This is a genomic window from Pseudarthrobacter sp. HLT1-7, from assembly GCF_059383435.1.
In genome coordinates, this window is the sequence record NZ_JBWZCH010000005.1 from 115,888 (window position 1) to 140,872 (window position 24,985).

The 24,985-nt window shown below is 66.7% G+C and carries 26 protein-coding genes; 11 read left to right on the top strand and 15 right to left on the bottom strand.

Annotated elements, in window-relative coordinates; genetic code table 11:
- The first annotated feature begins 183 nt into the window (after positions 1–183).
- The 3 genes from AC50X6_RS06705 (at position 184) to AC50X6_RS06715 (ending at position 3,444) form a co-directional block, all read left to right on the top strand.
- Complete coding sequence (locus AC50X6_RS06705) at positions 184–945, top strand: isoprenyl transferase (protein WP_326968239.1); 762 nt, start codon at positions 184–186, stop codon at positions 943–945.
- Positions 946–1,178: 233 nt separating this feature from the next.
- Positions 1,179–2,618, top strand: coding sequence for an RNA 5'-3' helicase PhoH2 (phoH2, locus tag AC50X6_RS06710; RefSeq protein WP_494965460.1), 1,440 nt, complete (start codon positions 1,179–1,181; stop codon positions 2,616–2,618).
- A 265-nt stretch (positions 2,619–2,883) separates the two neighbouring features.
- Positions 2,884–3,444: a Dps family protein gene (locus AC50X6_RS06715; protein ID WP_494965461.1), complete on the top strand. Its 561-nt coding sequence runs from the start codon at positions 2,884–2,886 to the stop codon at positions 3,442–3,444.
- Between the two features lie 82 nt (positions 3,445–3,526).
- On the opposite strand, the gene lepB is transcribed toward AC50X6_RS06715, so the two are convergent.
- The 5 genes from lepB to AC50X6_RS06740 form a co-directional block, all read right to left on the bottom strand.
- Positions 3,527–4,006: a signal peptidase I gene (lepB, locus tag AC50X6_RS06720; RefSeq protein WP_494965462.1), complete on the bottom strand. Its 480-nt coding sequence runs from the start codon at positions 4,004–4,006 to the stop codon at positions 3,527–3,529.
- 5 nt (positions 4,007–4,011) lie between these two features.
- A complete protein-coding gene (locus tag AC50X6_RS06725; protein ID WP_494965463.1) occupies positions 4,012–5,616 on the bottom strand; it encodes a multicopper oxidase family protein in 1,605 nt (534 codons plus the stop codon).
- Positions 5,617–5,693: 77 nt separating this feature from the next.
- Positions 5,694–6,224 carry a hypothetical protein gene (locus AC50X6_RS06730; RefSeq protein ID WP_494965464.1) on the bottom strand — a complete coding sequence of 177 codons (531 nt, stop codon included), beginning with the start codon at positions 6,222–6,224 and terminating at the stop codon, positions 5,694–5,696.
- An 80-nt stretch (positions 6,225–6,304) separates the two neighbouring features.
- On the bottom strand, positions 6,305–6,949 hold the full coding sequence (locus tag AC50X6_RS06735) for a GNAT family N-acetyltransferase (protein WP_494965465.1): 645 nt from the start codon (positions 6,947–6,949) through the stop codon (positions 6,305–6,307).
- A 46-nt stretch (positions 6,950–6,995) separates the two neighbouring features.
- Positions 6,996–7,832: a hypothetical protein gene (locus tag AC50X6_RS06740; protein WP_494965466.1), complete on the bottom strand. Its 837-nt coding sequence runs from the start codon at positions 7,830–7,832 to the stop codon at positions 6,996–6,998.
- Between the two features lie 57 nt (positions 7,833–7,889).
- Between AC50X6_RS06740 and AC50X6_RS06745 the strand changes: the two genes are divergently transcribed.
- The 3 genes from AC50X6_RS06745 to AC50X6_RS06755 all read left to right on the top strand — a co-directional run bounded on the left by AC50X6_RS06745 (position 7,890) and on the right by AC50X6_RS06755 (position 9,516).
- The gene (locus AC50X6_RS06745) at positions 7,890–8,447 is read left to right on the top strand and encodes a prepilin peptidase (protein ID WP_494965467.1); all 558 of its coding nucleotides are present in this window, start codon (positions 7,890–7,892) and stop codon (positions 8,445–8,447) included.
- A gap of 325 nt (positions 8,448–8,772) precedes the next feature.
- Positions 8,773–9,162: an META domain-containing protein gene (locus AC50X6_RS06750; protein WP_494965567.1), complete on the top strand. Its 390-nt coding sequence runs from the start codon at positions 8,773–8,775 to the stop codon at positions 9,160–9,162.
- 54 nt (positions 9,163–9,216) lie between these two features.
- Positions 9,217–9,516: an NUDIX hydrolase gene (locus tag AC50X6_RS06755; protein WP_494965468.1), complete on the top strand. Its 300-nt coding sequence runs from the start codon at positions 9,217–9,219 to the stop codon at positions 9,514–9,516.
- Positions 9,517–9,612: 96 nt separating this feature from the next.
- On the opposite strand, the gene AC50X6_RS06760 is transcribed toward AC50X6_RS06755, so the two are convergent.
- On the bottom strand, positions 9,613–10,428 hold the full coding sequence (locus tag AC50X6_RS06760) for a helix-turn-helix transcriptional regulator (RefSeq protein WP_494965469.1): 816 nt from the start codon (positions 10,426–10,428) through the stop codon (positions 9,613–9,615).
- Between the two features lie 73 nt (positions 10,429–10,501).
- Here AC50X6_RS06760 and AC50X6_RS06765 point away from each other — a divergent pair, with 73 nt between their 5' ends.
- Positions 10,502–11,014: a VOC family protein gene (locus AC50X6_RS06765; protein WP_494965470.1), complete on the top strand. Its 513-nt coding sequence runs from the start codon at positions 10,502–10,504 to the stop codon at positions 11,012–11,014.
- Positions 11,015–11,129: 115 nt separating this feature from the next.
- Here AC50X6_RS06765 and AC50X6_RS06770 read toward each other — a convergent pair whose 3' ends face one another.
- The 3 genes from AC50X6_RS06770 to AC50X6_RS06780 form a co-directional block, all read right to left on the bottom strand.
- The gene (locus tag AC50X6_RS06770) at positions 11,130–12,566 is read right to left on the bottom strand and encodes a class II fumarate hydratase (RefSeq protein WP_494965471.1); all 1,437 of its coding nucleotides are present in this window, start codon (positions 12,564–12,566) and stop codon (positions 11,130–11,132) included.
- 72 nt (positions 12,567–12,638) lie between these two features.
- Entirely contained in the window at positions 12,639–13,253 is a 615-nt protein-coding gene (locus AC50X6_RS06775) for a carbonic anhydrase (protein ID WP_326968229.1), read from the bottom strand.
- A 10-nt stretch (positions 13,254–13,263) separates the two neighbouring features.
- Positions 13,264–14,043, bottom strand: coding sequence for a DUF4245 domain-containing protein (locus tag AC50X6_RS06780; RefSeq protein ID WP_494965472.1), 780 nt, complete (start codon positions 14,041–14,043; stop codon positions 13,264–13,266).
- Between the two features lie 238 nt (positions 14,044–14,281).
- On the opposite strand from AC50X6_RS06780, the gene glpX reads away from it, so the two are divergent.
- Both glpX and galE read left to right on the top strand, forming a co-directional pair.
- Positions 14,282–15,304, top strand: a complete 1,023-nt coding sequence (gene glpX / locus AC50X6_RS06785) for a class II fructose-bisphosphatase (protein ID WP_326968241.1) — start codon at positions 14,282–14,284, stop codon at positions 15,302–15,304.
- A gap of 206 nt (positions 15,305–15,510) precedes the next feature.
- Positions 15,511–16,482 (top strand): UDP-glucose 4-epimerase GalE, encoded by a 972-nt coding sequence (gene galE / locus AC50X6_RS06790; protein ID WP_494965473.1) that lies wholly within the window; start codon positions 15,511–15,513, stop codon positions 16,480–16,482.
- A gap of 163 nt (positions 16,483–16,645) precedes the next feature.
- Here galE and AC50X6_RS06795 read toward each other — a convergent pair whose 3' ends face one another.
- The 5 genes from AC50X6_RS06795 to AC50X6_RS06815 all read right to left on the bottom strand — a co-directional run bounded on the left by AC50X6_RS06795 (position 16,646) and on the right by AC50X6_RS06815 (position 22,441).
- Entirely contained in the window at positions 16,646–17,632 is a 987-nt protein-coding gene (locus tag AC50X6_RS06795) for a lipid II:glycine glycyltransferase FemX (RefSeq protein ID WP_494965474.1), read from the bottom strand.
- Positions 17,633–17,636: 4 nt separating this feature from the next.
- Positions 17,637–18,929: a mannose-6-phosphate isomerase, class I gene (gene manA / locus AC50X6_RS06800; RefSeq protein ID WP_494965475.1), complete on the bottom strand. Its 1,293-nt coding sequence runs from the start codon at positions 18,927–18,929 to the stop codon at positions 17,637–17,639.
- An 89-nt stretch (positions 18,930–19,018) separates the two neighbouring features.
- Positions 19,019–20,665, bottom strand: coding sequence for an LCP family protein (locus AC50X6_RS06805; protein WP_494965476.1), 1,647 nt, complete (start codon positions 20,663–20,665; stop codon positions 19,019–19,021).
- 10 nt (positions 20,666–20,675) lie between these two features.
- Complete coding sequence (gene purE / locus AC50X6_RS06810; protein WP_494965568.1) at positions 20,676–21,206, bottom strand: 5-(carboxyamino)imidazole ribonucleotide mutase; 531 nt, start codon at positions 21,204–21,206, stop codon at positions 20,676–20,678.
- Between the two features lie 86 nt (positions 21,207–21,292).
- A complete protein-coding gene (locus AC50X6_RS06815; RefSeq protein WP_494965569.1) occupies positions 21,293–22,441 on the bottom strand; it encodes a 5-(carboxyamino)imidazole ribonucleotide synthase in 1,149 nt (382 codons plus the stop codon).
- 323 nt (positions 22,442–22,764) lie between these two features.
- Between AC50X6_RS06815 and AC50X6_RS06820 the strand changes: the two genes are divergently transcribed.
- Positions 22,765–23,328 carry a GtrA family protein gene (locus AC50X6_RS06820; RefSeq protein ID WP_494965477.1) on the top strand — a complete coding sequence of 188 codons (564 nt, stop codon included), beginning with the start codon at positions 22,765–22,767 and terminating at the stop codon, positions 23,326–23,328.
- Positions 23,329–23,364: 36 nt separating this feature from the next.
- Here the strand turns inward: AC50X6_RS06820 and AC50X6_RS06825 are convergent, their stop codons facing one another.
- On the bottom strand, positions 23,365–24,069 hold the full coding sequence (locus AC50X6_RS06825) for a TIGR03089 family protein (protein ID WP_494965478.1): 705 nt from the start codon (positions 24,067–24,069) through the stop codon (positions 23,365–23,367).
- Positions 24,070–24,418: 349 nt separating this feature from the next.
- On the opposite strand from AC50X6_RS06825, the gene AC50X6_RS06830 reads away from it, so the two are divergent.
- A complete protein-coding gene (locus AC50X6_RS06830; protein WP_494965479.1) occupies positions 24,419–24,961 on the top strand; it encodes a WhiB family transcriptional regulator in 543 nt (180 codons plus the stop codon).
- Positions 24,962–24,985: the final 24 nt, after the last annotated feature.

Genomic DNA, 24,985 nt, shown 5'->3' on the forward strand with positions numbered 1-24,985 from the left:
CCGGCCGCGGCTCAGGAGTGTTGCTTTCCATCCGGCCATAATATCCTACGGACAAGTAAGTTACCCGCGGGTAACGGCTCCGCGGGGGACATCCGGCCCGGCCGTGCCCCCGCCCCGCCCTCCGGCAGGTAGCCTAGGATCTGCACAGCAGTCGTCCTTCTAGGAAGCCAGGTGAATCTCCGGATGGAAATGCCAGGGTTCCTCTATGGCTTCTACGAGCGCAGGCTCCAGCGGTCCTTGGACCCGGAGCGGATCCCCAAACACATCGGCGTCATGGTGGACGGCAACCGGCGGTGGGCCCGCCAGTTCAACGCCCCCACGAGCCAGGGGCACCAGGCCGGGGCCGACAAGATCCACGAGTTCCTCGGCTGGTGCCAGGAACTGGGCGTCAAGGTGGTCACCCTCTACATGCTCTCCACGGACAATATGAACCGCTCGGGCGAAGAACTCGATCTGCTCATGGGCATCATCGCCAATACCCTGGACCGGCTGGACGAGGACGCCGACATTTCGGTGCACGCCATGGGGGCGCCGGAGCTGCTGCCGGACTACCTCGCCGAGCGGCTCAACAGACTCACCGCGCGCACACCCGTGCGGGAGAAGATCCACGTCAATGTCGCCGTCGGCTACGGCGGACGGCGGGAGATCGTCGACGCCGTCCGCGAACTGCTGCACGACGCCGTCGACCGCGGCGCGGACATCGGGACACTGGCCGACGGGCTGACCGTGGACGACATTTCACGGTTCCTCTACACCCGCGGCCAGCCCGATCCGGACCTTGTGATCCGGACCTCGGGTGAGCAGCGGCTGTCCGGTTTTCTGATGTGGCAAAGCGCCTACAGCGAGTTCTATTTCTGCGAGGCCCTCTGGCCCGCTTTCCGGAAAGTGGACTTCCTCCGTGCCCTCCGCGACTACGCCGGCAGGCAGCGGCGCTTCGGGTCCTGAGACGTTCACCCGCGGTTCACCTGACCGCAATAAGAATCGCCGGAAAATAGACACCGAATCGCCGCACCGGGGCGTACGTTGATCTCATCAGCAGGCACACCGCCGGCTGATCGGGGAGGCCGGTACATGGAGCGGAAATTCGCACCGGGTGTATGGGAGGCCGCGTCCGGCCTCACGGCCGAGCCGCCTCACCACTAACAATTCCGGGCATGTGCCCCGGGGCTGGAGTCGATGTGGCTATTTCTGAACAACTGCCCGACGTCGTGACCGACCAGGGACAGAAAGCTACCTCTCGCGCCAAGCGAGCCACCCAAAAGACCGGTGCAGCGGATTCCGCTGCGGCCGGTCTTGCTGTTTCCGGGGAAGGGATAGCAACCAGGGAACCGGCCCGGAGCTTCGTGATCGACACCTCGGTGCTGCTCTCGGACCCGCGGGCCCTGCTCCGCTTTGCGGAACACGAAGTCATCCTGCCGATCGTGGTCATCACCGAGCTCGAGGGCAAACGCCACGATCCTGAGCTCGGCTACTTCGCCCGCAAGGCGCTCCGGCTCCTCGATGACCTGCGGGTGGAGCACGGCGGACTGAACCGGCCGATCCCGCTGGGCCACGACGGCGGCACCCTGATGGTGGAACTGAACCATATTTCCGCCGAGGTCCTCCCGGCCGGTTTCCGCGGCGGGGACAACGACAGCCGGATCCTCGCCGTCGCCAAGAGCCTCGCCAATGAGGGCCGGGACGTGACGGTGGTATCCAAGGACCTTCCGATGCGGGTCAAGGCCTCCGCTATGGGGCTGCAGGCTGACGAATACCGCAACGAGCTGGTCAAGGACTCGGGCTGGACCGGGGTTGCCGAGATTGACGCGACCGAGCAGGAGGTCGCCGCGCTCTACGGCCACGAGCCGGTCTTCATCCCGGAGGCGGCCGAGCTGCCGACGAACACCGGCCTGGTCCTACTCTCCAACCGGGGGTCCGCCCTGGGCCGGGTGGGAGCGGACAAGCAGGTCCGTCTCGTGAAGGGCGACCGCGACGTCTTCGGACTGCACGGACGCTCCGCCGAACAACGACTGGCGATCGACCTGCTCATGGACCCGTCCGTGGGCATCGTCTCCCTCGGCGGACGTGCCGGCACCGGAAAGTCGGCGCTGGCCCTGTGTGCCGGCCTCGAGGCCGTGCTGGAACGCCGGGAGCACCGCAAGGTGATCGTCTTCCGCCCGCTCTACGCCGTGGGCGGCCAGGAGCTCGGCTACCTGCCCGGCTCCGAGGCCGAGAAGATGAACCCGTGGGCCCAGGCGGTCTTTGACACCCTGGGGGCGCTGGTCAGCCAGGAAGTCGTGGAGGAAGTGATGGGCCGGGGCATGCTCGAGGTGATGCCGCTGACCCATATCCGGGGACGTTCGCTGCACGACGCCTTTGTGATCGTGGACGAGGCACAGTCCCTTGAGAAGAACGTCCTGCTCACCGTCATGAGCCGGATCGGCCAGAACTCGAAGATCGTCCTGACCCACGACGTCGCCCAGCGCGACAACCTCCGGGTCGGCCGGCACGACGGCGTTGCCGCCGTCGTCGAAACGCTTAAGGGGCACCCGCTCTTCGGCCACGTGACCCTGACCCGCTCGGAGCGCTCGCCGATCGCGGCCCTGGTGACGGAGCTGCTGGAGGGGGCGGAGATCTAGGCCTCTGTCGTCGGTTGGCAGCCGTGGTCCGGTTCGCCGGGCCACGGCCCGTCGCCGTCGCTTAGCGCGGGGGTCGCGGGGCGACCTTCGGGGCCCGACGTGCCGCGATGCGCAGTGCCGCGCCGGACTCTTCATAGGGCGTCGCGTAGCGCCAACCGTGTGGTTAGTGACATCGCCTCTCGGAACCAGGGCGTAGACGGTACCGCCCCGGATTGTTACCGTGGAGTATCCGCCGGCACGCGGCGGCGGGAAACGGGAGGCTTATATGTCCGGCAAGAAGAAGGAACTGGCAGGATTTACCGTACCGGGTCTGGAGCTGAAGGAGGGCCACAAGGTCGCAGTCATCCTCCAGTCACGGCTTCATGCCCTCAACGATCTGCAGCTCACCCTCAAGCACGCCCACTGGAATGTTGTTGGCCGGGATTTCATCGGAGTCCATGAGATGCTGGACCCGCAGATCGCACTGGTGCGGGCCATGGTAGATGAAACTGCCGAACGCATGGCCACACTGGGGGTTTCGCCCAACGGGCTTCCCGGCGCCATGGTCAAGGCCCGCGACTGGGACGACTACTCCATCGGCCGGGCCAAAACCGCCGAGCATCTGGCCGCACTCGATCTGGTCTACAACGGCGTGGTGGCAAGTCACCGGACGGCGATTGAAGAAGTCGGGCCCATCGATCCGGTCACCGAGGACATGCTGATCGGCCAGACCGGCAAGCTGGAACTGTTTCAGTGGTTCATGCGCGCCCATCTGGAGGACGGCTCCGGCGCCCTCGCCAACGCCGGCGCCCACACGGAGAAATCCGCAGCTTCGAAAGCGAAATAGGAGTCGACAGCAGACGGCAGTCGCGATGTAATGTGTCGAATCCTCGAAACCGGGAGCTCGACAGGCTCACCGGGACGGGCGCTCACCGGCCCAGGACCGTGCCCACGACTGTGGCGGCCGGGATCGGGCCGAAGTCGCGCGAGTCTATGGAGGTCTCGCGGTTGTCGCCCAGGACGAACAGCTGGCCGGCCGGGACCGTCACTGTGCCGAAGTAAACGCCGTCGATGGTGCGCTGGTCGACGTAGGGTTCCCGGGCGGGCGTTCCGTCGACGAACAGCACGCCGTCCTTCATGGCGACGGTCTGACCGGCGCGGGCCACCACCCGCTTGAGCAGGAATCCGTCCGAGCGTTCGCCGACCTCGGGCTCCGGAAAGACCACAAGCTGGCCGCTCTCAATATCAGCGAGGCGGGGCGCGGCCTTGTTCAGCCAGACCATGCTGCCGGACGGAATCGTCGGCTCCATACTGACCGAGCTGACCGTGATCGGTTCAAGCACGAGCAGCCGGAGCGCCAGGACGGCGCCCAGGCCGATACCGGCCCAGCCCAAGTCCCGCCGTCGCACGCCGCTCAGTCCTGTTCCGTGTCCCACACCGCGGGAGCTGCCCCGATCGGGTCGTTGGGATCTGCGTCATTCTCGCCGAGGCCCACCCGGAACTGCAGCATCATGGAATGGTCCTCGTGGGTCAGATTATGGCAGTGGAGCATGTATCGGCCCTTGTTCGGGCCGAAGTGGACCAGCACGCGGACCGTTTCACCCTCGCCCACATAAACCACGTCCTTGGGCCCCTTTTCGTAGGGAAAGGGGGGCTTGCCGTTGCGGCTGAGGATCTGGAAATCGACCAGATGCATGTGCATGGGATGGTGCCAGCCGCCCGAAGTGTTCCGGAACTCCCAGATTTCCACGGCGTTCAGGGCCGGGTTGGCCATCGCCTTCCGGAACCCGCTGGCGATGACCTCTTCCCAGGTCATGTCATTGATGGTCCAGATGTTGGTCACGTCGTCGTGCTTGATCCGGAAGCTGCGGGTCTTGGTTGCGGCGGCGGCCGTGAGGTCCATCGGATGGCTTCGGGCCAGGGCCGTCGGTATCCGGTTCCAGGTCGGATCCGCGGTGTCGACGGGGTCGGCCACAACGTCGAAGGCCATAATCTTTCCGGTGTTGTCGAAGTCGCGGTTGTTGTTGTTGGAGAGGTTGCGCAGCTCGATCCGCTTCCCGGGGGCGTAGTTCCGGAAGTCAATGAGGATTTCGTAGCGTTCGGCGCTGGCGTGCCGCCAAGAGCCGATGGTCTGCGCCACCGGGATGAGCCCGGCGTCTGTGGCCACCACGGTGACGGGATCGCCGGTGCTCAGCGTGAAGCGGTAGGAGCGGGAGATCGAGGCATTGAGGACCCGGAAGCGGTAGACGCGCCGCTGGACCTTCATCACGGGCCAGGGCTTCCCATTGACCAGGATGACGTCACCCCACAACCCGGAGCGGTCCCGGTCGTCAAAGCCCAACGAGCCGTCTGCCGCGAACATGGCATCGCTGATGATCAGCGGGACGTCGAAATTGCCTTGGGGGAGCAGGGCCCTCTCCTCCGGATCGCTGATAAGGTACTGGCCGGCGAGTCCTGAGTAGACGTTCTGGGCGGTGAAGTGAACCGAGTGGTCGTGATACCAAAGGGTCCGGGCCGGCTGGTAGTTCGGGTACTGGTAGTCCTTGTAAAATCCGGGCATCGTAAGGTCGTTCGCGTAGCCGTCGAACTGGGGCAGCGATGCGGAGCCGTGCAGGTGCGTTGAGGTGGGCATAGCGTGGCCGAGCGCCGGATGCCGGGCCGGCAGCTGGTTCCTCATGTGGACCACGGCGCGGATGCCCCGTTCGATCCGGAGGGTGGGCCCGGGGAAGATGCCGTTGTAGCCCAGGATCGGGGTGGTCAGCCGGGGCAGGATCTGCGCTGTGCCCAGTTTCTGCGTCAGGGTGTAGCGCCGGACGGGGAGCCCGTCGGCGCCGACGATGGTCGTGTACGGGAGTTGGGGGGGCAGCGTCAGGGGCGTCCGGTAGGGCCGGGGCATATCCCTGTCGTTGAGCTTGCTCGCGGATTTAGCGGTGACCCCGGTAATCGGGACGGTCACGAGACCCGCCCCGACCAGGCCGAGGCCGCCGAAAATAAGTGCCTGACGCCGTGAAACGGACATAGTGATCAGCCTTCCCTTTTACCTACAATGTCTTCCGCCAGCGTGCGACCTCGGGCTTGGGAAAACCCTCGGGCGGGCTAGCCGCTGTGGTGGGCCAGTCCCATGGAGAGCCGGGAGCTGCCGGGGCCTTCAAGCACCAGCGCGACGGCCCGGTCCGGGACTTCAAAGATCAGCGTTGTTCCGTTCGATTCGCCCTGCCGCAGCGCGATGTCCGGCGCGGAGCTCCAGATCGGCTGAGCCTTGAGGGAACCCAACCCGGTCACGGTGAAGCCGCCGGCAGTCACCTGCACGCCTGCGGCGTCCAGCGCGGTGAGCCGGACCACGAGCCGGACGCGGTGGCTTCCCCCGGGCGGGGTGCCGGCGAGTGCGGCGCCGCCCGCACCGGGCTGCCAGCCGTCCGCTTCCAGCGGGACGATTTCGCTGATGCTGGCCATTCCCCCCGGGATGAGGGCCGACGCGCCCAAAGGAACGCTCGGGGCCGGTCTTGCCGTCAGGAACAGGAAGGACAGGGCGAGCCCGATGGCGAGCAGCAGCGTCAGCGGGATCAGCAGGGCCCGGCGCCGTCCCGGGGACGTGCGGGGCGTGATCTCGATCGCTGTTCCGGACATACTGACAGCCAAGCCGGTCCGGCTTGGGAAAAGCCTGTGGCCGGGGTTCGGCGTGGTGCCGTGCAGGCCGGCCGCAGGCCTCAGATTCCTAGATACTTTGCGGTTGCTTCGTGGCCTTCCACCTGCAGGGTCCAGCCGGGGCGCTTGAAGGTGGCGGGCGTGAGGCGGACTTTCTGGACGTCCTCTGCCGTGCCGCCCCACGAGGCGCGGGCGACGCCGTTGAGCTCGTAGCCGAGCGACCGGGAGACGCCGAGTGACTGCTGGTTCCAGGCGGCGGCCTCGGATTCCGCCACCTCGGCGCCGAGCCAGTCGAAGGCGTAGAGGGAGATTGCGGCGCGCATTTCCTTGCCGAGTCCCTGGCCCTGGGCGTTCCGGCGGAGCCAGGAGCCGCTGCTGACGGTCTTGAGCGTGGCGAAACTCTTGCCCTCGATGTCCTGGCAGCCGACGAATTCGCCGTTGTGCCAGACTCCCAGCAGGAGGAGCCATTCCTGCGGGGACATGGTCCCGCGGCACCGCCAGTACCACTGCGCCATGTTCGGGCCGAGCTCCCCGGCGGGGGATTCGGCCCAGGGACGGCTGAAAGGGCTGCGTCCGGGCTCGTGGATCCCGCTCAGGGCCGCCTGCACCGCGGCCGGGATGTCCTCATCGCGGATGGGCCGCAGTACCAGGCGGGGTGTGGTCAGGGTGAGGCCGAAAGGCGGCCAGTAGCGATCAAGCGCAGTCATCCCGGCAGCTTAGCGGCGCGGACGCCGGCCGGCCAGTCACACGGTTTCAGCCTGCCGCGACGTCCCAGCTGATATGCCGGCGGACGTCGGTGAGGTTCATGGATTCGGCGAGGAACAGGTCATCCAGCATGTACTCGTCCACGGCTACAATCCGAAGCCAGTGGCCGTAGCTCTCACGGCTATCCCCGGCCCCCTTCAGCCAGCGGCTCGCGACGCAGACGCCGGTGCCGGTGTCGATCCGCACCAGTGTGCCGCCCGGCCGGCAGAGCGGCGCGTCGGGATCGGCGGGGCGGTAGCCGGGATTGGGGGTGACGGTGGTTTCGAGCGCGGGACGGCCCTCGTGCTCCACCTCCGTGATGGGACCCAGTTCCACGGCATTGGACTTGGGGAATTCGAGCGGGACCGGGGCGTTTCCTGCCAGCTCCACGGGGTCCAGGGCGGCGGCGAAGCGGCCATTGCCGAAGCAGGGTTCGCCGTAGGCTGCTTCCGGGCGGCGCCGGACCCGCCCGCCGTCGTCGTAGACCGGGGTGACGAGGTGCGGCGGCAGCAGCCAGGTCTTCCGGGTGGAGCTGACGTAGAAGACGTCGCGGGAATCGTTGATGCCCGTGGTGCTGTGCAGGACCAGCCCGGCCGCGGTCTCGAGCCGCAATGCCCCCGGGCGCCGCAGCCACGCCCGGACCAGGTCGGAGGCACCCGCGGCAGGATCGCCGGCCATGTTCGCGTCCGCGTCCGTGGCAGCCGAGGGCCGGTCGAGGTATTCAAAGCGCAGGGATTGCCATTTCCACGGCGAGGAACGGCACAGGTTCCGGAACGCGGCCGCCATTTCCGCCGGGTCCCCGGGGGTGCGCGGCCCGGGCCGGTTCCTGCTGTCCCATGCGGCCATATCCACAGCTTACGCGGGCCTGGCCACGGCAGCCGGAATTTCAAGTAGCATCCGAGGATGATCCAACGACTCGGCGCGCTGGGCGAAGGGGCCCCGCTGGCCTTCTGGCTGGCGGCGGCGGCCTGCGCCTATTTCGCGGTCATGGCCGTCCGGCTCACGGTGATCGACGTCCGGCACCACCTGCTGCCGGACCGGATCATCTTCCCCTCCTACGCTGCCGCGGGGGTCCTGCTGATCGGCGCCGCGGCCAGTTCCTTTCTCACGGGTGGCACACATACGGCCCTGCCAGGCGGCGGTGCCGGGCTCCTGGGCGTGCCGGGGCTGCGCATCCTGGCCGGGGGAGCGGCGCTCTGGCTCTTTTATTTCCTGCTCCGGGCCGCCTACCCGCCGGGCATGGGATTCGGCGACGTCAAGCTCGCCGGCGTGCTCGGCATGTATCTGGGCTTCCTGGGCTGGTCGCATGTCTTCGCGGGGACGTTCGCCGCGTTCCTGTTCGGCGGTCTCTGGAGCCTGGGGCTGCTGGCCGTCCGGCGGGGCACCCTGAAATCGAGCATCCCGTTCGGGCCGTTCATGCTGGCCGGCGCTGCGGCCGCGATGCTCCTGCTGCCAGCCTGACGGCCTGGCTAGCCAAAGCCGAACCGTAAGCCGGCTGCGCTTCCCTGCGGGCATTTTCCAGAGCAGACTGGGCGCAGCGACCACGCCCAGCCGACGCCGCATCCATGCAAAGGGGGACTCGATGACCAACCACAGCCGGCTGCAGGCAGTACTGGCAGTGCCGCTCCTGGCGGCTGTCCTGGGAGGCTGCGGCGGATTACCAGGGGCCCCTTCTCCCAAGGAGACCGCACCACCCACAAGTACCGTCGCGGGTTCGCTCCCTGCGGCACCGGACGCGCCCCAGGATTCCGGCGGGCCCGCGACTCCGCAGCCTAACGAACCAGCGATGCCGCTTCCGTTCTGCGAGGGCGGGCCGTTCGGGTGCCGTTCGTATCAATCAGTCGGCGGCCGTGATTCTTCCGGTGAGCTTGCCTGGCTGCAGTCCCAGCCGCTTGTGGTGTCGACGGTTTTTGTGAACGGAACCTGGACTGTTGGAGTCAAGACGCCGTGCAATGGCCTGGGAGTCGAGGTTGATCTCCAAGGGGACCAGTTGATCCCCGGTGAAATTATCGCCACAGCCGTGGGCTGCCTTGGACCGGAGAGCGGATATGAGGCCTGGACCCATGAACTTTTTAGGCTAGCCGTCACCTGGACGCGGGACGGTCAGTCTCTGGTCCTGCAGAACAGTCACGGCACCGTGGAGTTCCGGGACTCGGGGCCGAATCCCAATCTGTGAGATATCCGGCCGGCAGCTTCATGGCTGAAGCCGGCGGCCGGATGGGATGGCCACATGCCTGCACCGGGAATCGGGCGGGAGATTCTCGAAGAAGCCGCTGTGGTGGCGGAGGCAGAGCGTGTTGTTTCGGTGGGCACGGTGGGGCCGGTCACGTTCCCTAACGGCGACATGTGCGAATTCCTTGATGTTGTCTTCCGCTGCCGCTGCGTCTCAGGTGAGGCCCGCGTCAATGACGATGAGTCACTGGCGGTGGGCTGGTTCAGCCTGGACGGACTTCCGGACCTTATGCCTGGTCACCTCACAAGCATCCACCGCGCGACCTTGCCGGACGAGGGTGCCCACTTCGAGCCCTGAACGGAACAGCCCGGGGAGTTGTGAGCCCCAAGCCGGCGCCCTTGGGTCGCCGCCCCGCAGCCTGATAGACGAGTACGAGCCGTATCAGACCGTCAGTTACCCATCATGGTCGTGATCCATGGGTTGGTCTTGGTGGACTGATTGTCGATATTTACTTGGCGTGAATCCCAGAAACTTTCGGAAGTCGTTTGTCAGGTGGGCATGATCGGCGTAGCCGAGTTCGGCAGCAATCGCCGCGAGGTCTGTCGCTGGGTCGGTCCGTGACCGATCGGCGGCCTCTTGCAGGCGGCGTCTCCGGATAAGCGTGGACGGGCTAAGACCGACGTATTTCTTCGCGACTCGTTGAAGGGTTCTCGGCGAAACAAATAGACGCGCCGCAACGTCTTCAATGCGGGTCACGTCGGTGCATGTTCCGATGATGTCCATCATCGCGTTCGCCAGTTTGCCCTCCTCGGACACCTCCGGACACTGCGTTACGAGCCAGCCAGTGAAAGCCTCGACCGCGCATCGTCGACGTTCCTCTGGATTGGTCCCGCTCATCGCCTCCGACACTGAGGCATGCAGATCCGCGAGCGGCAGTGGCATCTGGGCATCTCTCAGGCTTCCCGGATCATCGGTGAAACGCGGAACCAGCGCGGGACGCAGGAGCGCCCCAACCACCCAGCCCCGGCCTGTGAGATCGCGATGCGCTCGACGAGTTGTTGGGCCTGCGAACTCAACGAGATCCTTCTGAACCACAAGGTTGGACGTCGGGAACGCGATCAGGTGCTGGCGTGAGCTGTGCCCTGGCTCAAAGTCCCATTCGGGGATCCAAAACCACTGCACCAGGTTCGTGACGGCCTCGGGCGCTGGCACGCGGTGAAAAGTGGGAAGTCGGGCTGGGTAGAGGATTCCCTTGAACGAACCCACCATGGGAGGACCCTCCGTAGCCATGCTGTCGCGATTCTCCAAGCCTCGTTGCGCACGTGTGCGTACCGTGGAATCCATGACTCATACTACAAGCCCCGAACTGACCACAGCCGCCGATGGCAGGCACACGAGATTCGGTACCCCGCATGGCTTCACGAGCCTGACGCCGTTTCTTGCCATTGCCTCTGCCAAGGAGGCGATCGCCTTCTACCGGGACGTTTTCGGCGCGCGTACCGTGAACGTCACCGAGGTCGGCGGAGTCGTCGTGCACGCCGAACTTGACTTCGGTCAGGGGCGGCTCCAAATTGGTGAGCCCAACCCCGACTATCACCTCGTCCCGGCGCCCAACGGGGACGATGATTGCTACTCTGTCGGCCTCTACTGCGCCGATGCGGACGGTCTCGTTGCGCGCGCGGAGCAGTCAGGAGCCACCATTAGGGAGCCGCTGTCCACGTTCGTATCGGGAGACCGATTCGCAAGCATCCGAGACCCGTACGGTGTGCGCTGGTCCATCATGACGCGCGTCGAGGACCTCTCCGAGGAGGAAAGCACGCAGCGCGTCGCCGACTGGGCCTCCAAACAAGGCTGAACCGAACACATGGCGCACTCTCCCGCATCAACTCGGGGTTCCGTCACGAAGGACGGCCGGTGCCTTTCGCTGGGAAAGGGGCCGGCCGCCGTCGGACGTCAGTGGTGCAGGGGACCTATGCCTTGTGCGGCGGACGCGTCATGGACATCACGTCCAGGGCGATGTCCAGCTGCTCCCCGGTCAGTTCGCCGCGCTCAAGGAAGCCCATGGCCACCACGGTCTCGCGGATGGTCAGGCCCTCGGCCACGGCCTTCTTGGCGATCTTGGCGGCGTTCTCATAGCCGATGAACTTGTTCAGGGGGGTGACGATGGACGGCGAGGCCTCGGCCAGGAAGCGTGCGCGCTCGACGTTGGCGGTGATGCCGTCGATCATCTTGTCCGCCATGACGCGGCTGGTGTTGGCCAGCAGACGGACGGATTCGAGCAGGTTGGCGGCCATTACGGGGATGCCGACGTTGAGCTCGAACGCGCCGTTGGTGCCGGACCAGGCGATGGCGGTGTCGTTGCCGATGACCTGGGCGCACACCATGATGGAGGCTTCGCAGATGACCGGGTTGACCTTGCCGGGCATGATCGAGGATCCCGGCTGCAGATCCGGGATGGAGATTTCGCCGAGGCCGGTGTTGGGGCCGGACCCCATCCAGCGCAGGTCGTTGTTGATTTTCATGAAGGAGATCGCGATGTTGCGCAGCTGGCTCGAGGCCTCGATCAGGCCGTCACGGTTTGCCTGCGCCTCGAAGTGGTCGCGGGCCTCGGTCAGCGGCAGGCCGGTGCCGGCCGCGAGAAGTTCGATCACGCGCTCCGGGAAGCCAGCCGGGGTGTTGATGCCGGTGCCCACCGCGGTGCCGCCGAGGGGAACCTCGGCGACACGGGGGAGGGAGGCATTGATGCGTTCAATGCCGTAGCGGACCTGGGCGGCGTAACCGCCGAACTCCTGGCCCAGAGTCACCGGGGTGGCATCCATCAGGTGGGTGCGGCCGGACTTCACAACGTCCTTGAACTCGACGGCCTTGCGGCCCAGCGAATCCGCCAGGTAGCCGAGGGCCGGGATGAGGTCGTTGATCAGGGCGGACGTGGCGGCCACGTGGACCGAGGTGGGGAACACGTCGTTGGACGACTGTGAGGCGTTGACGTGGTCGTTCGGGTGGACCACCTTGTCGCTGCCGGCGGCTTTGAGTGCGCGGGTGGCGAGCTCTGCGATGACCTCGTTGGTGTTCATGTTCGAGGACGTGCCGGAGCCGGTCTGGAAGACATCGATGGGGAAATCGCCGTCGTACTTCCCGGTGGCAACCTCATCGGCGGCATCGGCAATCGCCTGGGCCAGCTCGCCGTCGAGCACGCCCAGTTCCGCGTTGGCCTGCGCAGCGGCCTTTTTCACCTGCGCGAGGGCCTCGATGTGGGTGCGTTCCAGGGTCTTGCCGGAGATCGGGAAATTTTCTACCGCACGTTGCGTCTGGGCGCGGTACAAAGCGTTCACGGGGACCCGGACTTCGCCCATCGTGTCGTGCTCAATGCGGAACTCTGCGGTGTTCAACTCTGCTTTGGAAGTCATGGGGCTAGCTTAGGGCGCGAGGGCGTTCCATCGAAAACCGTGATCCGCCGGCGACAGGCACCGCCGCGGCGCTCAGAGTTCGCCGACCCCGGAAACGACGTCCGCCCTGCCGTCTGCGAGGCTGTACGCGAGCCCGATCACGGCGGCCCGGCCGCCTGCGACCGCGTCCGAAATCACCCGGGAGCTGTCCACCAGGCGCTGGGAGGTCTGCTTGACGTTCTCGACCACCATGTCGTTAATCTCGGGCTGGTTGTTGCGCAACGAGGTCAGCACGGACGGGGTGATGCGTTCGACCAGGCTGCGCATGAAGCCGACGGGCATCTGACCGGTTTCCACGGCGTTCTTGGTGGCGGTGACCGCGCCGCAGCTGTCATGGCCGAGCACCACGATCAGCGGAACGCCAAGCACGCTGACGCTGTACTCCAGCGAACCGAGCACCGCGTCGTCGATCACCTGGCCGGCCGTGCGGACGACGAACGCGTCTCCAAGGCCCAGGTCAAAGATGATCTCGGCGGCGAGCCTTGAATCGGAGCAGCCGAAGATCACGGCGAAAGGGTGCTGGTTTTCCACGAGGGAGGACCGGCGCGAGGCATCCTGGTTGGGGTGCGAGGATTCGCCGGCAACAAAGCGTTCGTTTCCTTCGCGGAGGCGGCGCCAGGCGAGGGCAGGAGTCAGATAAGTGGCCACGGAATTTACCTTACGGCGAAGGGACGGCTGAGGGGGAAATTGTTACCCCCGGCGTGCCGGCCGGAATGCTCGCCGGCGCGTTGGCCAGCGTGTCGGCGGCGGGGGCAGCGCTGGCGAGGGACGCCACGACGGCGGCGGCGAGCACGGAGAATTCGTCAAGCTGCGCCGTGCCCGTCAGGATGACGGTGGTGCCGCTGTCCACGAGCACCATGCTTTTCTCCCCCTTGCCGCTGTCCCGCAGCTCCCAGTCGCGGCCGCCGGCGTTCCGGGTCCCGGTCACGGGGGCGCTGTTCACCTGCTGCAGCAGCCAGGTCGGATTGGGCTGCCGCGTCTGCACGAGGCCGATGAAGGATTCCTTCGGCGTGAGGTAGCCGACCTCCCAGGTCGGGACGCCGTTTCCGGTTCCGGACTCCCAGCGCGCGTAGTTCGGGCGGAATGTGTCGCCGGTCGCCGGAGTGACCGGTGTGAATCCCGCCACATCCGCGGCGTACCGGGCGATCTCACTGACGTTGATGTCGGGGCGGTAGCCGTCGGACTTCGGCGAAGGGTTCATCAGGACGATTGGAAGAAACGTGCCGATGCTCAGGGCCAGCGCAATGAACATCCCAATCACGGAGGCATTCGCCCGCTTCGCCGCACCGGGGCGGAGGACGGGCCTGACGGGCGGCTGGCCTGCCCCGACGGTGGCTTCCTGGCCGGCGCGGGCTTCCAGGCCGGCCCGGGCTTCCTGGCCGGCGCGGGCAGCGGGGATTGCCGGGGTTGCTGCGGACGTGTCCTGCAATTCACTCACCCCTCTATAGTCGCCCATAACCGCGCTGATCTCACATTCGGTAGCATCGGCGGGGACGGAGCGGGACGTTTCACGGATGGTTACCCCGCGACGCATGTTCCCGCCGCGACTATGATCGTTAGCAGACGGATCATTAACAGCCGAGATCGTAGTAGACGCACACCGCGACGGATCGACCTTGGCCGTCCGGGTTCGATGATCGCCACTCGAAGAAGAGGTTCACGTGACACCAGCGCCAATGACCCAGAAGTACTCCACGCTTTCCCCGTCCCTCGCCGTCGGGATCGACGAGCCGGACCGCAACCTTGCCCTGGAACTGGTCCGCGTCACCGAAGCCGCAGCCATCGCCGGCGGCCACTGGGTTGGTTTCGGGGACAAGAACAAGGCAGACGGTGCCGCCGTCGACGCCATGCGTTCCTTCCTCCAGACCGTCCACTTCAACGGTGTTGTTGTCATCGGTGAAGGCGAGAAGGACGAAGCCCCGATGCTCTTCAACGGCGAGAACGTCGGCGACGGCACCGGCCCCGAGTGCGACGTCGCCGTCGACCCGATCGACGGAACACGGCTGGCAGCGCTCGGCATCAACAACGCCCTCGCCGTCCTGGCCGTCGCCGAGCGCGGCTCCATGTTCGACCCCTCCGCCGTGTTCTACATGGAGAAACTCGTCACCGGCCCGGAAGCGGCCGACATGGTGGACCTGCGCCTGCCGGTCAAGCAGAACCTGCATCTGATCGCCAAGGCTAAGGGCGTCAAGGTCAACCAGCTCAACGTCATGATTCTGGACCGGGACCGCCACCGCGGGCTCGTGGAGGAAATCCGCGAAGCCGGAGCGCGCACCAAATTCATCATGGACGGCGACGTCGCCGGCGCCATCGCTGCCGCACGCGCCGGGACCGGCGTTGACGCCCTGATGGGGATCGGCGGCACGCCGGAAGGCATCGTCTCGGCCTGCGCCATCAAGTCCCTCGGCGGCGTGATCCAGGGCCGGCTGTGGCCCACGAGCGACGACGAGAAGCAGAAAGCCATCGACGCCGGCCACGACCTGGACCGGGTGCTCTCCACCAACGACCTCGTCTCCAGCGACAACTGCTACTTTGCCGCCACCGGCATAACCGACGGCGACCTCCTCAAGGGAGTGCGCTACTCCAAGGACAAGGTCCTCACCCAGTCCATCGTGATGCGCTCCAAGTCCGGCACCATCCGCTTCGTGGACGGCGAGCACCAGGCCAGCAAGTGGGAAGGCTACGCCCGCAGGGCTTAGCTTTCCGAACGAAAGGCACCACCGGATCCCGGGGACGCGTTTTGCGCCCCGGGATCCGCTGCTTTGGCCCCGCGATCCGCTGTTTTGGACCAGCGATCCGCTGTTTTGGCGGTTCCCGGTGACCGGTCCCCGGCTCTGGACGGCTGCCGTCGTCGTCGGATTGCTGCCGTTGTCCTTGCTCGGCTGCCATTGGATAGGGTGGAGCCATGACTTGGCTTGTTACTGGTGGTGCAGGATATATCGGTTCGCATGTGGTTGCCGCGTTGCGCGCGGCCTCGATCCTTCCGGTGGTGATTGATTCGTTGTCCAGCGGACATCGGGAGTTCGTCCCGGCGGGGGTGCCCTTTGTGCACGGCAGCATCCTCGATGCCGATCTGGTGGCCCGCACCATGCTGGACCACGGCGTCACCGGGGTGATCCACCTCGCCGGGTTCAAGTACGCGGGCGTCTCGGTGCAGGAGCCGCTCCTCACCTATGAACAGAACGTCACCGGCACCGCTGCGCTGCTCAAGGCGATGGAACTTTCCGGCGTCGACAAACTGGTCTTCTCCTCCTCCGCAGCCACCTATGGCACCCCTGCCGGCGCCGTCGTCACGGAGTCCACGCCCACGCTTCCCGAGTCGCCGTACGGCGAGAGCAAGCTCATCGGCGAATGGCTGATCCGGGACCAGGGACGGGCACGGGGCCTGTTGCACACCTCGCTGCGCTACTTCAACGTCGTCGGCTCCGGTTCGCCCGAGCTCTACGACACTAGCCCGCACAACCTGTTCCCTATCGTGCTCCGCGCGCTCACGGCAGGGAAGACGCCCCGCATCAACGGCACCGACTACCAGACCGAAGACGGGACCTGCGTGCGGGACTATGTGCACGTGGCCGATCTCGCGACCTCACATGTGGCCGCTGCCCGGGCCCTCGCCGCCGGCAGGCCGCTGGAACGCGTATACAACTTAGGTTCCGGTGACGGGCTGTCCGTTCGTCAGATCATGACGGCGATGGCTAAGGTGACGGGAATCGGCTTTGAACCGGAGATCGGCCCCCGGCGGACGGGCGACCCGGACCGGATCGTCGCAGACGGCACACTGGCCGCCCGTGACCTGGACTGGAAGATGCGGCACTCCGTCGATGACATGGTCGCCAGCGCCTACGAAGCGCAAAAGAAAGCCGCTTCCGAAAGATAGGAACAGGCGCGGTGGTGTCGGCAGGGGGACATGTCCAGTCTTCGTGCCAGGGAATGCGCATATTGGGACTATGTCCACTCGCCGGCCTGAGCGTGGGGCATGTCCCGTAGAGGCAGGGAGTCAGGCAGGCGGGAACGCGGGAAGGCGCGCGGGCAGGCGAAAACTAGCGGTGGAACCGGGTCCGCAGCCCATTCACGAGCTTCTTTGCCGTCTGGGCGGCCTCTCGGGCCACCTGGTAGGCGCCGTAGCGAAGTTTGTTCACCGGCAGGTCCCAGGTTCCCGGGTACGCGATTTCGCGGCCACCGAAGGACTTCTTGAACGCGGTGAAACCGGCCCACGTGTGCTCCGGCTGGTCCGCGGGCGCCACGCCCCAGAGATCCACGTGCTTCAGGCCCTTTTCCTTGGCATCGGCGATCAGGGTAACCAGGAGCGGGATACCGGCGCTGAGCTTCCGGTGCGTGTCATCCAGCGCGGCGTGGGCGTAGGTGCGGGTGTCCGCGGAGTCGTAGGCCAGGGCGGCGGCGATCGGTGCACCGGCGAGCTCGGCGACGAAGAGGGTCGCGGCACCGGCGGGCATCAGTGAGCGGGCCACCTGGCTGAGATACTCATCGCTCTGCGGCTTGAAGCCGTTGCGGGCCGCCGTCATGTTCAGGAATTCCAGCAGTACCGAGATCTCGGCCGGGTCCTGGCTGGAGCGGAACGTCACGCCCTTCTTATGGACGTTGCGGTACAGGTTGCGGTTGACCGGCTTCATGTCCGCCAGGACGTCCTTGAAGTCGCGGTCCAGGTCCACGATCCAGCTCAGTTCGGGCTGCTGGTTGGCCGGCGCGGGACGCAGGCCCCGGCTGCGCAGCACAGCGTCGGCCGCCGCCATACCGGCGTCGACCGCCGCAATCCCGGCGTCGACCGGTTCGATCCGGACGAACACGGCCCCGCAGCGGCGGGCCAATTCCGTCAACGCCGCCAGCGCGGCGTCAAATGCCGGCAGGGACGCGGCGACCGGCCCGTAGGGCACGTAGAGCAGCTTCCCCGCCGGGTTCGACTCCTCGACGGCCAGGAAGCTCCAGCCCGGACCGGACTGTTCATGGACGGTGCGGCCCAGGGCGCGCTGGAAGCCGGCCCAGACCGGGCTGTGCAGGAAATAGTCCACGTTCTCAGGCTTTCAGGGCAGTGGTGACGGCAAAGGCCAGGGCGGTTCCGGTGGCGCCGGACACGGGGTGCACGTTGACCGGCGCCTCGGCGGCGGGCAGGAAAGCGCTCGCGCCGCGGCCCAGCCGGAGATCGCCCTTGGGGGAGTCGAGGAGCACGGAGCCGGAGACCACAATGATCACGGCCGCTCCGGACTGCGCCAGCGGAACGGGCTCCGCACCGGGTTCAAGCGCGATCCGCTGCAGCTGGAATTCCCGGAACGGCGGCCTGAAGAGTTCCTGGCCCAGCATCGTGGTCTCGGGGCTGAGCGCCGGCACGCCGACGGCCTCGAACGCGACGGTCCGAAGCAGTTCGGGCACGTCCACGAACTTCGGGGTCAGCCCGCCGCGGAGCACATTGTCCGAGGAGGCCATCACCTCGATGCCGAGGCCGCGAAGGTAGGCGTGCACGTTGCCGGCGGGCAGGTACACAGCCTCGCCCGGCGCCAGCGAGATCCGGTTAAGCAGCAGCGAGATGAGCACTCCGGGGTCGCCGGGATATTCGCCGTTGAGGTTGATCACGGTCGAAAGCTCCGTCTGGTGCGGGGCCATCGGCGCACCCGAAATGAGGGCCGCGACGATCATCGCGGTCGCGTGCGAGACGCCCTCTCCGCCGGCAATCAGCCGTTCGAACGCGGCTCGCAAGGCGGCGTGCTCATCGGGTTGGGCCAGGTCTGCCAGCAGATGGGGAAGCAGCGGGGGAATTTCGAGCCCGGCCAGGTCAAAGCACGCCGCCAGGTGCAGGAAGACGCGGCGGGATTCCACCGCCGGCCGGAAGCCGCACAGCGCCTCGAAGGGGGTCAGCGCGAAGAGCATTTCGGGCTTGTGGAAGGCGTCCTTGTAGTTCCGCTCGGCGGCGGAACGGTCGACGCCGGCGGCTTCCTCCCGGGCGAAACCTGCCCGGGCCTGGCCGGGCGTGGGGTGCACCTGCAGGGAAAGCGGGCGTTCCGCGGCCAGGACCTTGAGCAGGAACGGCAGCCGGGGGCCGAACTCGGCGATGCTGTCACTGCCCAGGTGGCGCACCGGATCTTCCGCGATCAGCTCATCCAGAGGCCGGCGTCCGCCGTCGTCGGATCCTGCGGCGTGCGCCCCGCGGGAACCGGACGCGGCGTACGACAGCGCCACGGATGGTGAGTCCGGGTGGGCGCCGATCCACAGCTCCGCCTCGGGCCCGCCCGAAGCGGGCCGGCCGAGCAGCCCGGCGATGGCGGTCGTGGAGCCCCAGGCGTAGGGCCGGAGGACGTTCTCAAGTTCGTGCACTGCCTGGTCCTTATCTGGTCACTGAAGTTCGGTCATTGGAGGTCGGACATTGATGCCCGTCGCTGACGCCGAGCCTGTCGTTGCGCAGCCTAGAGCGGGGCGCACTGGCCGTTGGTGGCGACCAGTTCGCGGATCGACTGTTCGTCGCCCTGGCGCTTGAACTGGTTGAGCATCTCTTCGGTGATCGGCTCGCCGTCGGGCGTTGTGGTCACCGGAGTGAAGTCCGAGGTCGGCGGAGCGGGCTGCGTGCCGGGCTGGGCGAAGCGCGCCGTGCCGGCGGCCGAGAGCGGCCCGGGCGCGGTGCCCGGCTGGAGGATGCCGTCCTCCGCTGACCCCGAGGCCTGGGGCGCAAGGAGCTTGTCCACTTTTTCGTGGATCTGGTCGAAGTCCGGCACCGTGGAGAAGGAGGCGTCGAAGTCGGGGGGCCCGATGGTCAGCCGGCTCGTCTCCTGGCCTTTGGCCTTCATCGCCAGGTCAACAAAGCTGCCGAGCTGGCCGGCGGAGATGTTGGAGTCCACCACCTTGGTGCCGGCTTTCACGATGTCCTCGAACTTCGACAGCAGGGTCCCCGGGTCCAGCTGCTTGAGCATCGCCTGCTGGACGCACTGCTGCCGCGCGATGCGGGCGTAGTCGTCCACGAATTCGCGGGAGCGGCCGTACCAGAGGGCGTGGTAGCCATCGAGGGTAGTGTCGCCGGCCGGGATCCAGCCCAGCGGCATGCCGTGGATGCCGTTGGCCTCGTCGATGGTCTCGCCGCTGATGGGGACCCAGCCGCCGGCCTTGATCCGGATGCCGCCCATGGCATCGATGAGCTTGGCGAAGCCGTCCATGTCCACCAGGACGTAGGCCTGCACCTTGATGCCCAGCGAACCGGATACGGCTTCCAGCGTGGCCTGGGCGCCCGGGTCTGCGACACCGGGGTAGAGGTCCTTGTGTTCGTTGGTGACCTCGGTGTTGATGGCGTTGATGAGGCATTCGTCGCCGCAGTCGTAGCCGTCGGGGTAGATCTGGCGCATCGGTGAGCCCTCGCTGAACTGCGCGTTCTGGAGGTTCCGGGGTACCGAGATGATGGCGGTCTTGCCGGTCTTGGCGTCCACGCTGATCACGGAAAGGCTGTCCGGCCGGCGGCCGGTGCGGTCCGCACCGGCGTCGCCGCCCATCATCAGGAAGTTGTAACGGCCCTCGGATGGCTCCATGGTGGGTCCGTTGGAGAAGATGCTGCCGATGGCGGTGCGGCCGACGTTGAGCAGGTAGGCGGCGTAGCCCAGCGAGCCGCTGCTGAGGATCATGGCGAACACGAGGCTTACAACGACGGCGGCGCGGATCCGGGGCGCAAGCATCACCGGGCGGATCAGGCGCAGGGTGTTGATGAACAGGCCGGCCCAGCCGACGGCCAGCGCCGCCAGGCCGATGACCAGCAGGAGCGAGGCAACAGGGTCGGTGAGCAAGGTGATCAGCGTTGAACGGGACGCCACCAGGAGGAGGACCACCGCGAGGGTCACGGCCCAGACCGTCAGCGTGATGCGCAGGGCAATCCGCCCGATCCGCCGGTTGCCCGCGACAGTCTGCGCGCTGCCGGGGACCAGCAGCGTCATCAGGATCAGCAGGAAGGCACGCTTGTTCAGGACCGGCGCCGCCGCCCCCGAGGGGTAGCGGACCGGGTCTGTCAGGGTCTGGCCCGGCTGCTGCCCGTTCTGCCGACCCGGCCGGCGGGAGGGGGCGTACCTGTTGGTCATCTGGGAATCCCTAACGGCTGCCCCGGGTGGCTGTGCTTCCGTTTTCTTCGGAGAACACTTCACTCACCTTGTGCCGCAGCCTGGCGCCCTTGCGGGTGGCGGCGTCGTTGAGTTCCTGGGCGAAGTCGAGGAGCCCGGCCCGGAGCCGGGCGGCGGGGGCATCGGTTCCGGAGGCGAGAATACGCACGGCGAGGAGTCCGGCGTTGCGGGCCCCGCCGATGGAGACTGTGGCGACCGGAACCCCGGCAGGCATCTGCACGATGGACAGCAGGGAGTCCATGCCGTCGAGGGTCTTCAGCGGCACGGGGACGCCGATCACCGGCAGCGGGGTGACGGAGGCAAGCATGCCGGGCAGGTGGGCGGCGCCGCCGGCACCGGCAATGATGACCCGCAGACCGCGGGCCTGCGCGGTCTGCCCGTATCGGATCATTTCGGCGGGCATGCGGTGCGCGGAGACGACGTCGGCCTCGAACGGGATGCCGAACTCCGCGAGAGCCTCCGCGGCGGCCTCCATGACCGGCCAGTCCGAGTCCGATCCCATCACGAGGCCCACGATCGGGGCAGTGTCCAAGGAGTCCTGCGTCAGCGGGGACTGGGCTGCCGGGGGCGGGGCTGCGTTGCTGGCGCTCATGCGTTCTCCTCGGAGATTCCTGATGCGGTGCCGGACTGGGCCCGGCCGTTCCGGATCATGTTAGCTACGGTGCTGGCCCGCTCCCGGACGGAATTGACCTCGGCCGCGGAACCGCCGACGAGGTTGACGTGGCCCAACTTGCGGCCCGGGCGGACGGCCTTGCCGTAGCAATGGACCTTCGCAGCGGGTTCGCTGGCGAGGGCAGCGGGGTAGGCGGAGAACAAATCCTGGTTCGCTCCGCCGAGGAAATTCTTCATCACAACGACGGGACCGAGCAGGTCCGTCGCGCCGAGCGGAAGGTTAAGGATGGCCCGGAGGTGCTGCTCGAACTGGCTCGTGACGGAACCGTCCTGCGTCCAGTGGCCCGTGTTGTGCGGGCGCATGGCAAGTTCGTTGATGAGGAAGCCTGGCCCGATGCCGGGGGTCTCGAACAATTCCACGGCCATGACGCCGGTGACGCCGAGTTCGTTGGCGATCCGGATCGCGGCGTTCTCGGCAGCGGCGGCCACCTCAAGGGGGATGTCCAGCGCGGGGGCGATGACTTCGTCGCAGACACCGTCGACCTGGATCGTGTGCACCACCGGCCAGGCACGGCACTCCCCGTCAGGGGTCCGTGCAACCAGGGCGGAGAGCTCGCGGCTGAAATCCACCCTGGCTTCGGCCAGCAGGGGAGACATGGCCTCGAACCACTCCGCGGTGGCCCCGGCCTCCTCAGCCGAGCCCACGATCCGTACGCCCTTCCCGTCGTAACCGCCGCGGGGAGTCTTCAGGACCACCGGCCAGCCGATGTCATCGCCGAAGGCAATCAGGCCGGCCACATCGTCGACGGACGCCCAGCGCGGATTGGGCAGCTCCAGCCGGTCGACGGCGGCCCGCATCACGAGCTTGTCCTGGGCGTTAAGCAGGGCATCCGGGCCCGGGTGGATATTGACGCCGGACTCGAGCAGGGAGCGGAGGTGGCCGGTGGGGACGTGCTCATGATCGAAGGTCAGGACGTCCAGGCCGCGGGAGAACTCGAGCAGATGGTCCAGATCGGTGTAGTCACCCACCGGGGCGTTGGCCACGGCGGAGACGGCGGAGACGTCCTCACCTTCGGCAAGGACGCGGAGCTCAAAGCCCAGGGCGGTGGCCGCCGGGGCCATCATTCGGGCAAGCTGGCCGCCGCCAACAACACCGATCACAGGAAAAGTCACAAGTCCCAGCCTACCGAAAACCTCAGCACAACCGGGCTTTGGGGACTTCCTGCGCCGGTCCGGTGCGGCATTTGGGCGCATTTTGGCAGTGTGGCCGCAGTGTTGCCGCAGGGGTCAGCGCCGGCTTCCCGCCGGGGGTGACGCCGTCTTCCCGGCGGTGACAGAGCAACGCCTGGACAGCCGTCGAGCCGCCGGGCGGGCCGCGCTCACGGCAATCGGCGCTAAAATGGGCCGTTGGCCCACTGGCCGACAGTTCCAACACGCCACGGAGGGTCATGAATACTACACTTGCTGAGCGCTTGCGGGGCCTTGCCTCGCTCTTCTGGCGAGAGGTGGCCAAGTTCGGTGCGGTGGGCGGTGTTGCGTTCATCATTGACAATGGGCTCACGTACTACCTGATGCACGGCCCGATGACGGACAGCGAAGCCAAGGCCCGATTCGTGGGAGCCAGCATCGCGACCGTATTCTCCTGGATCGCAAACCGTTTCTGGACCTTCCGCCACCGCCGCCAGGACAACGTCATCCGCGAGTTCCTGATGTTTATCCTGATCAACGGCATCGGCATCGGCATTTCCACCGGGTTCACGGCCCTGGCCAAGTACAGCCTCGGTGTTACCGACAAAAACACGCTCTTCGCCGCGGGAATCGTCGGTATCCTCGTCGCAACCGTGGTGCGGTTTTTCGCCTACCGCTTCCTGGTCTTCAACAAGGAACTCGACGACGAGCCGGAGTTCTCCCACGACCACGAGATTCTCGAACGCCACCCGCACACCCAGCCGGGCGTCCGGGTGCCGGAGCAGTCCGTCAAGGATCCGGAACGTCCCGGCCCTGCCGCCTAGCGGCAGGCCTCCTGGCCCGACGGCGCGCCTGCAGGCTCAGTGTCCGCGGATGCGTTCGCCGCTGAGCAGCTTCTGCGTCACTTCGACATCGGGGTGCACCAGCACCACCGACCCATCGCTCTTCCACGCCCCCAGAGACTGCGCCAGCGCCGATTCCAGGCCGTCACCGGCCGGTACCAGCAGGCGCGGCCCGTCGTCGTGGGCTGCCGCGAAACCGTTCAGCAGTTCGCCGTGTGTGTGCGCCGTGCCGGCGGCGGTCCGGACGGCCCGCCGCGAAGCCTCCGGATCGGCGTGCGCCAGATAGACGTCGCCGTGGGAGCGGACTTCGGCGGCATAGTCAACGACGCCGCTGGGCAACCCGCCAGGCCAGCGCATGGCCAACGCCGGCAGCGCCACCGCCACCACGGCGTCGAAGGCCCCCTGCGCTGCGGCGGGTCCCGGATCCGCGGTGGCCAGCAAATCGGCGTCGGCGTCGTCGAGCACTAGTTCCATGCCGAGCTGCCACGCCGCCAGGGCAAGAATCACGGACTTCCAATGGGCGGGCAGGTCAAGCCGCAGGCGGGTCCCCGGTTCGGCGTCCAGCTCGTCCTGCAGGAGGTTGCTGGTCTTCGCCACCCAGTTGTCCAGGACCCGGCCGGACAGCTCGACGCGCTCCGAATCCGGTCCGTACCAGGTCAGCCGGGGCGAGGTGGACTGGCCGGAACGCAGGGCTGTCATCAGTTCAATTGCCGGGATACTCATGGAATCATCCTGCCACGGCGCCGTCGTGTGTGATCTCCCTCACACTCCCAGCGGCACGGTTCCCTGGCGCCCCGGGTGTTCACCGAAAATTCCCCGGGATTTCGGCAAATACGGCCGGGAGTGCTCAGTACCCTTATTATTCCGCGGAATTTTCGCGCTGCGGCCAAAAAAATCCGGGCGTGGCGTGCCGCAATTCCTTGTCTCAAGTTGATTATTATCTCCGCCGTGGCTTGACTCGGTGATACTTACACGCGTGTAATTAGGTATCGAAAGCCAATGCGCAGAAACCGGCACATAACCGAGTGTCCAAGTGTCAGGCAAAGGCTGCAAAATCAGAGAGGAAACGCCAATGGGGCTAGCAGAGCGTATCCATGAAGATGCCGTCGTTGCCGGCCAGGCCACGGCAAAATACCGTTCGCGCGGGGTGCCGAGCGACTGGTACGTGGATCCGGCCGATCCGGATGCAGCGGACCGTTACAACGAACACACCAGGGACTCCCTGCAGGAGGCGGCCACCGCCTTCCTCGCGGCGCACGATGAACTTCTGGCCGGACCGGACGAGGAGAACGATCTCCACGATCCGCCGATGGAACTGCAGACGCTCCACGCGGGCACCACCGCGCAGCCGGTCTGGATCGGATTGCCCTCCCAGCAGGACTTCGACGATGAAGGCGAGCTCGGATGGCAGACGGATGCGCTGTGTGCGCAGACGGACCCGGAGGCATTCTTCCCCGAGAAGGGCGGCTCCACCCGCGATGCCAAAAAAGTCTGTGGGGCGTGCAATGTGCGGTCGCAGTGCCTCGAATACGCCTTGTCAAACGACGAGCGGTTCGGTATCTGGGGCGGTCTCTCCGAGCGCGAGCGGCGCCGGCTTAGGAAGCGAGCAATCTAATTCTTCAGGATGTACGAGTCACCG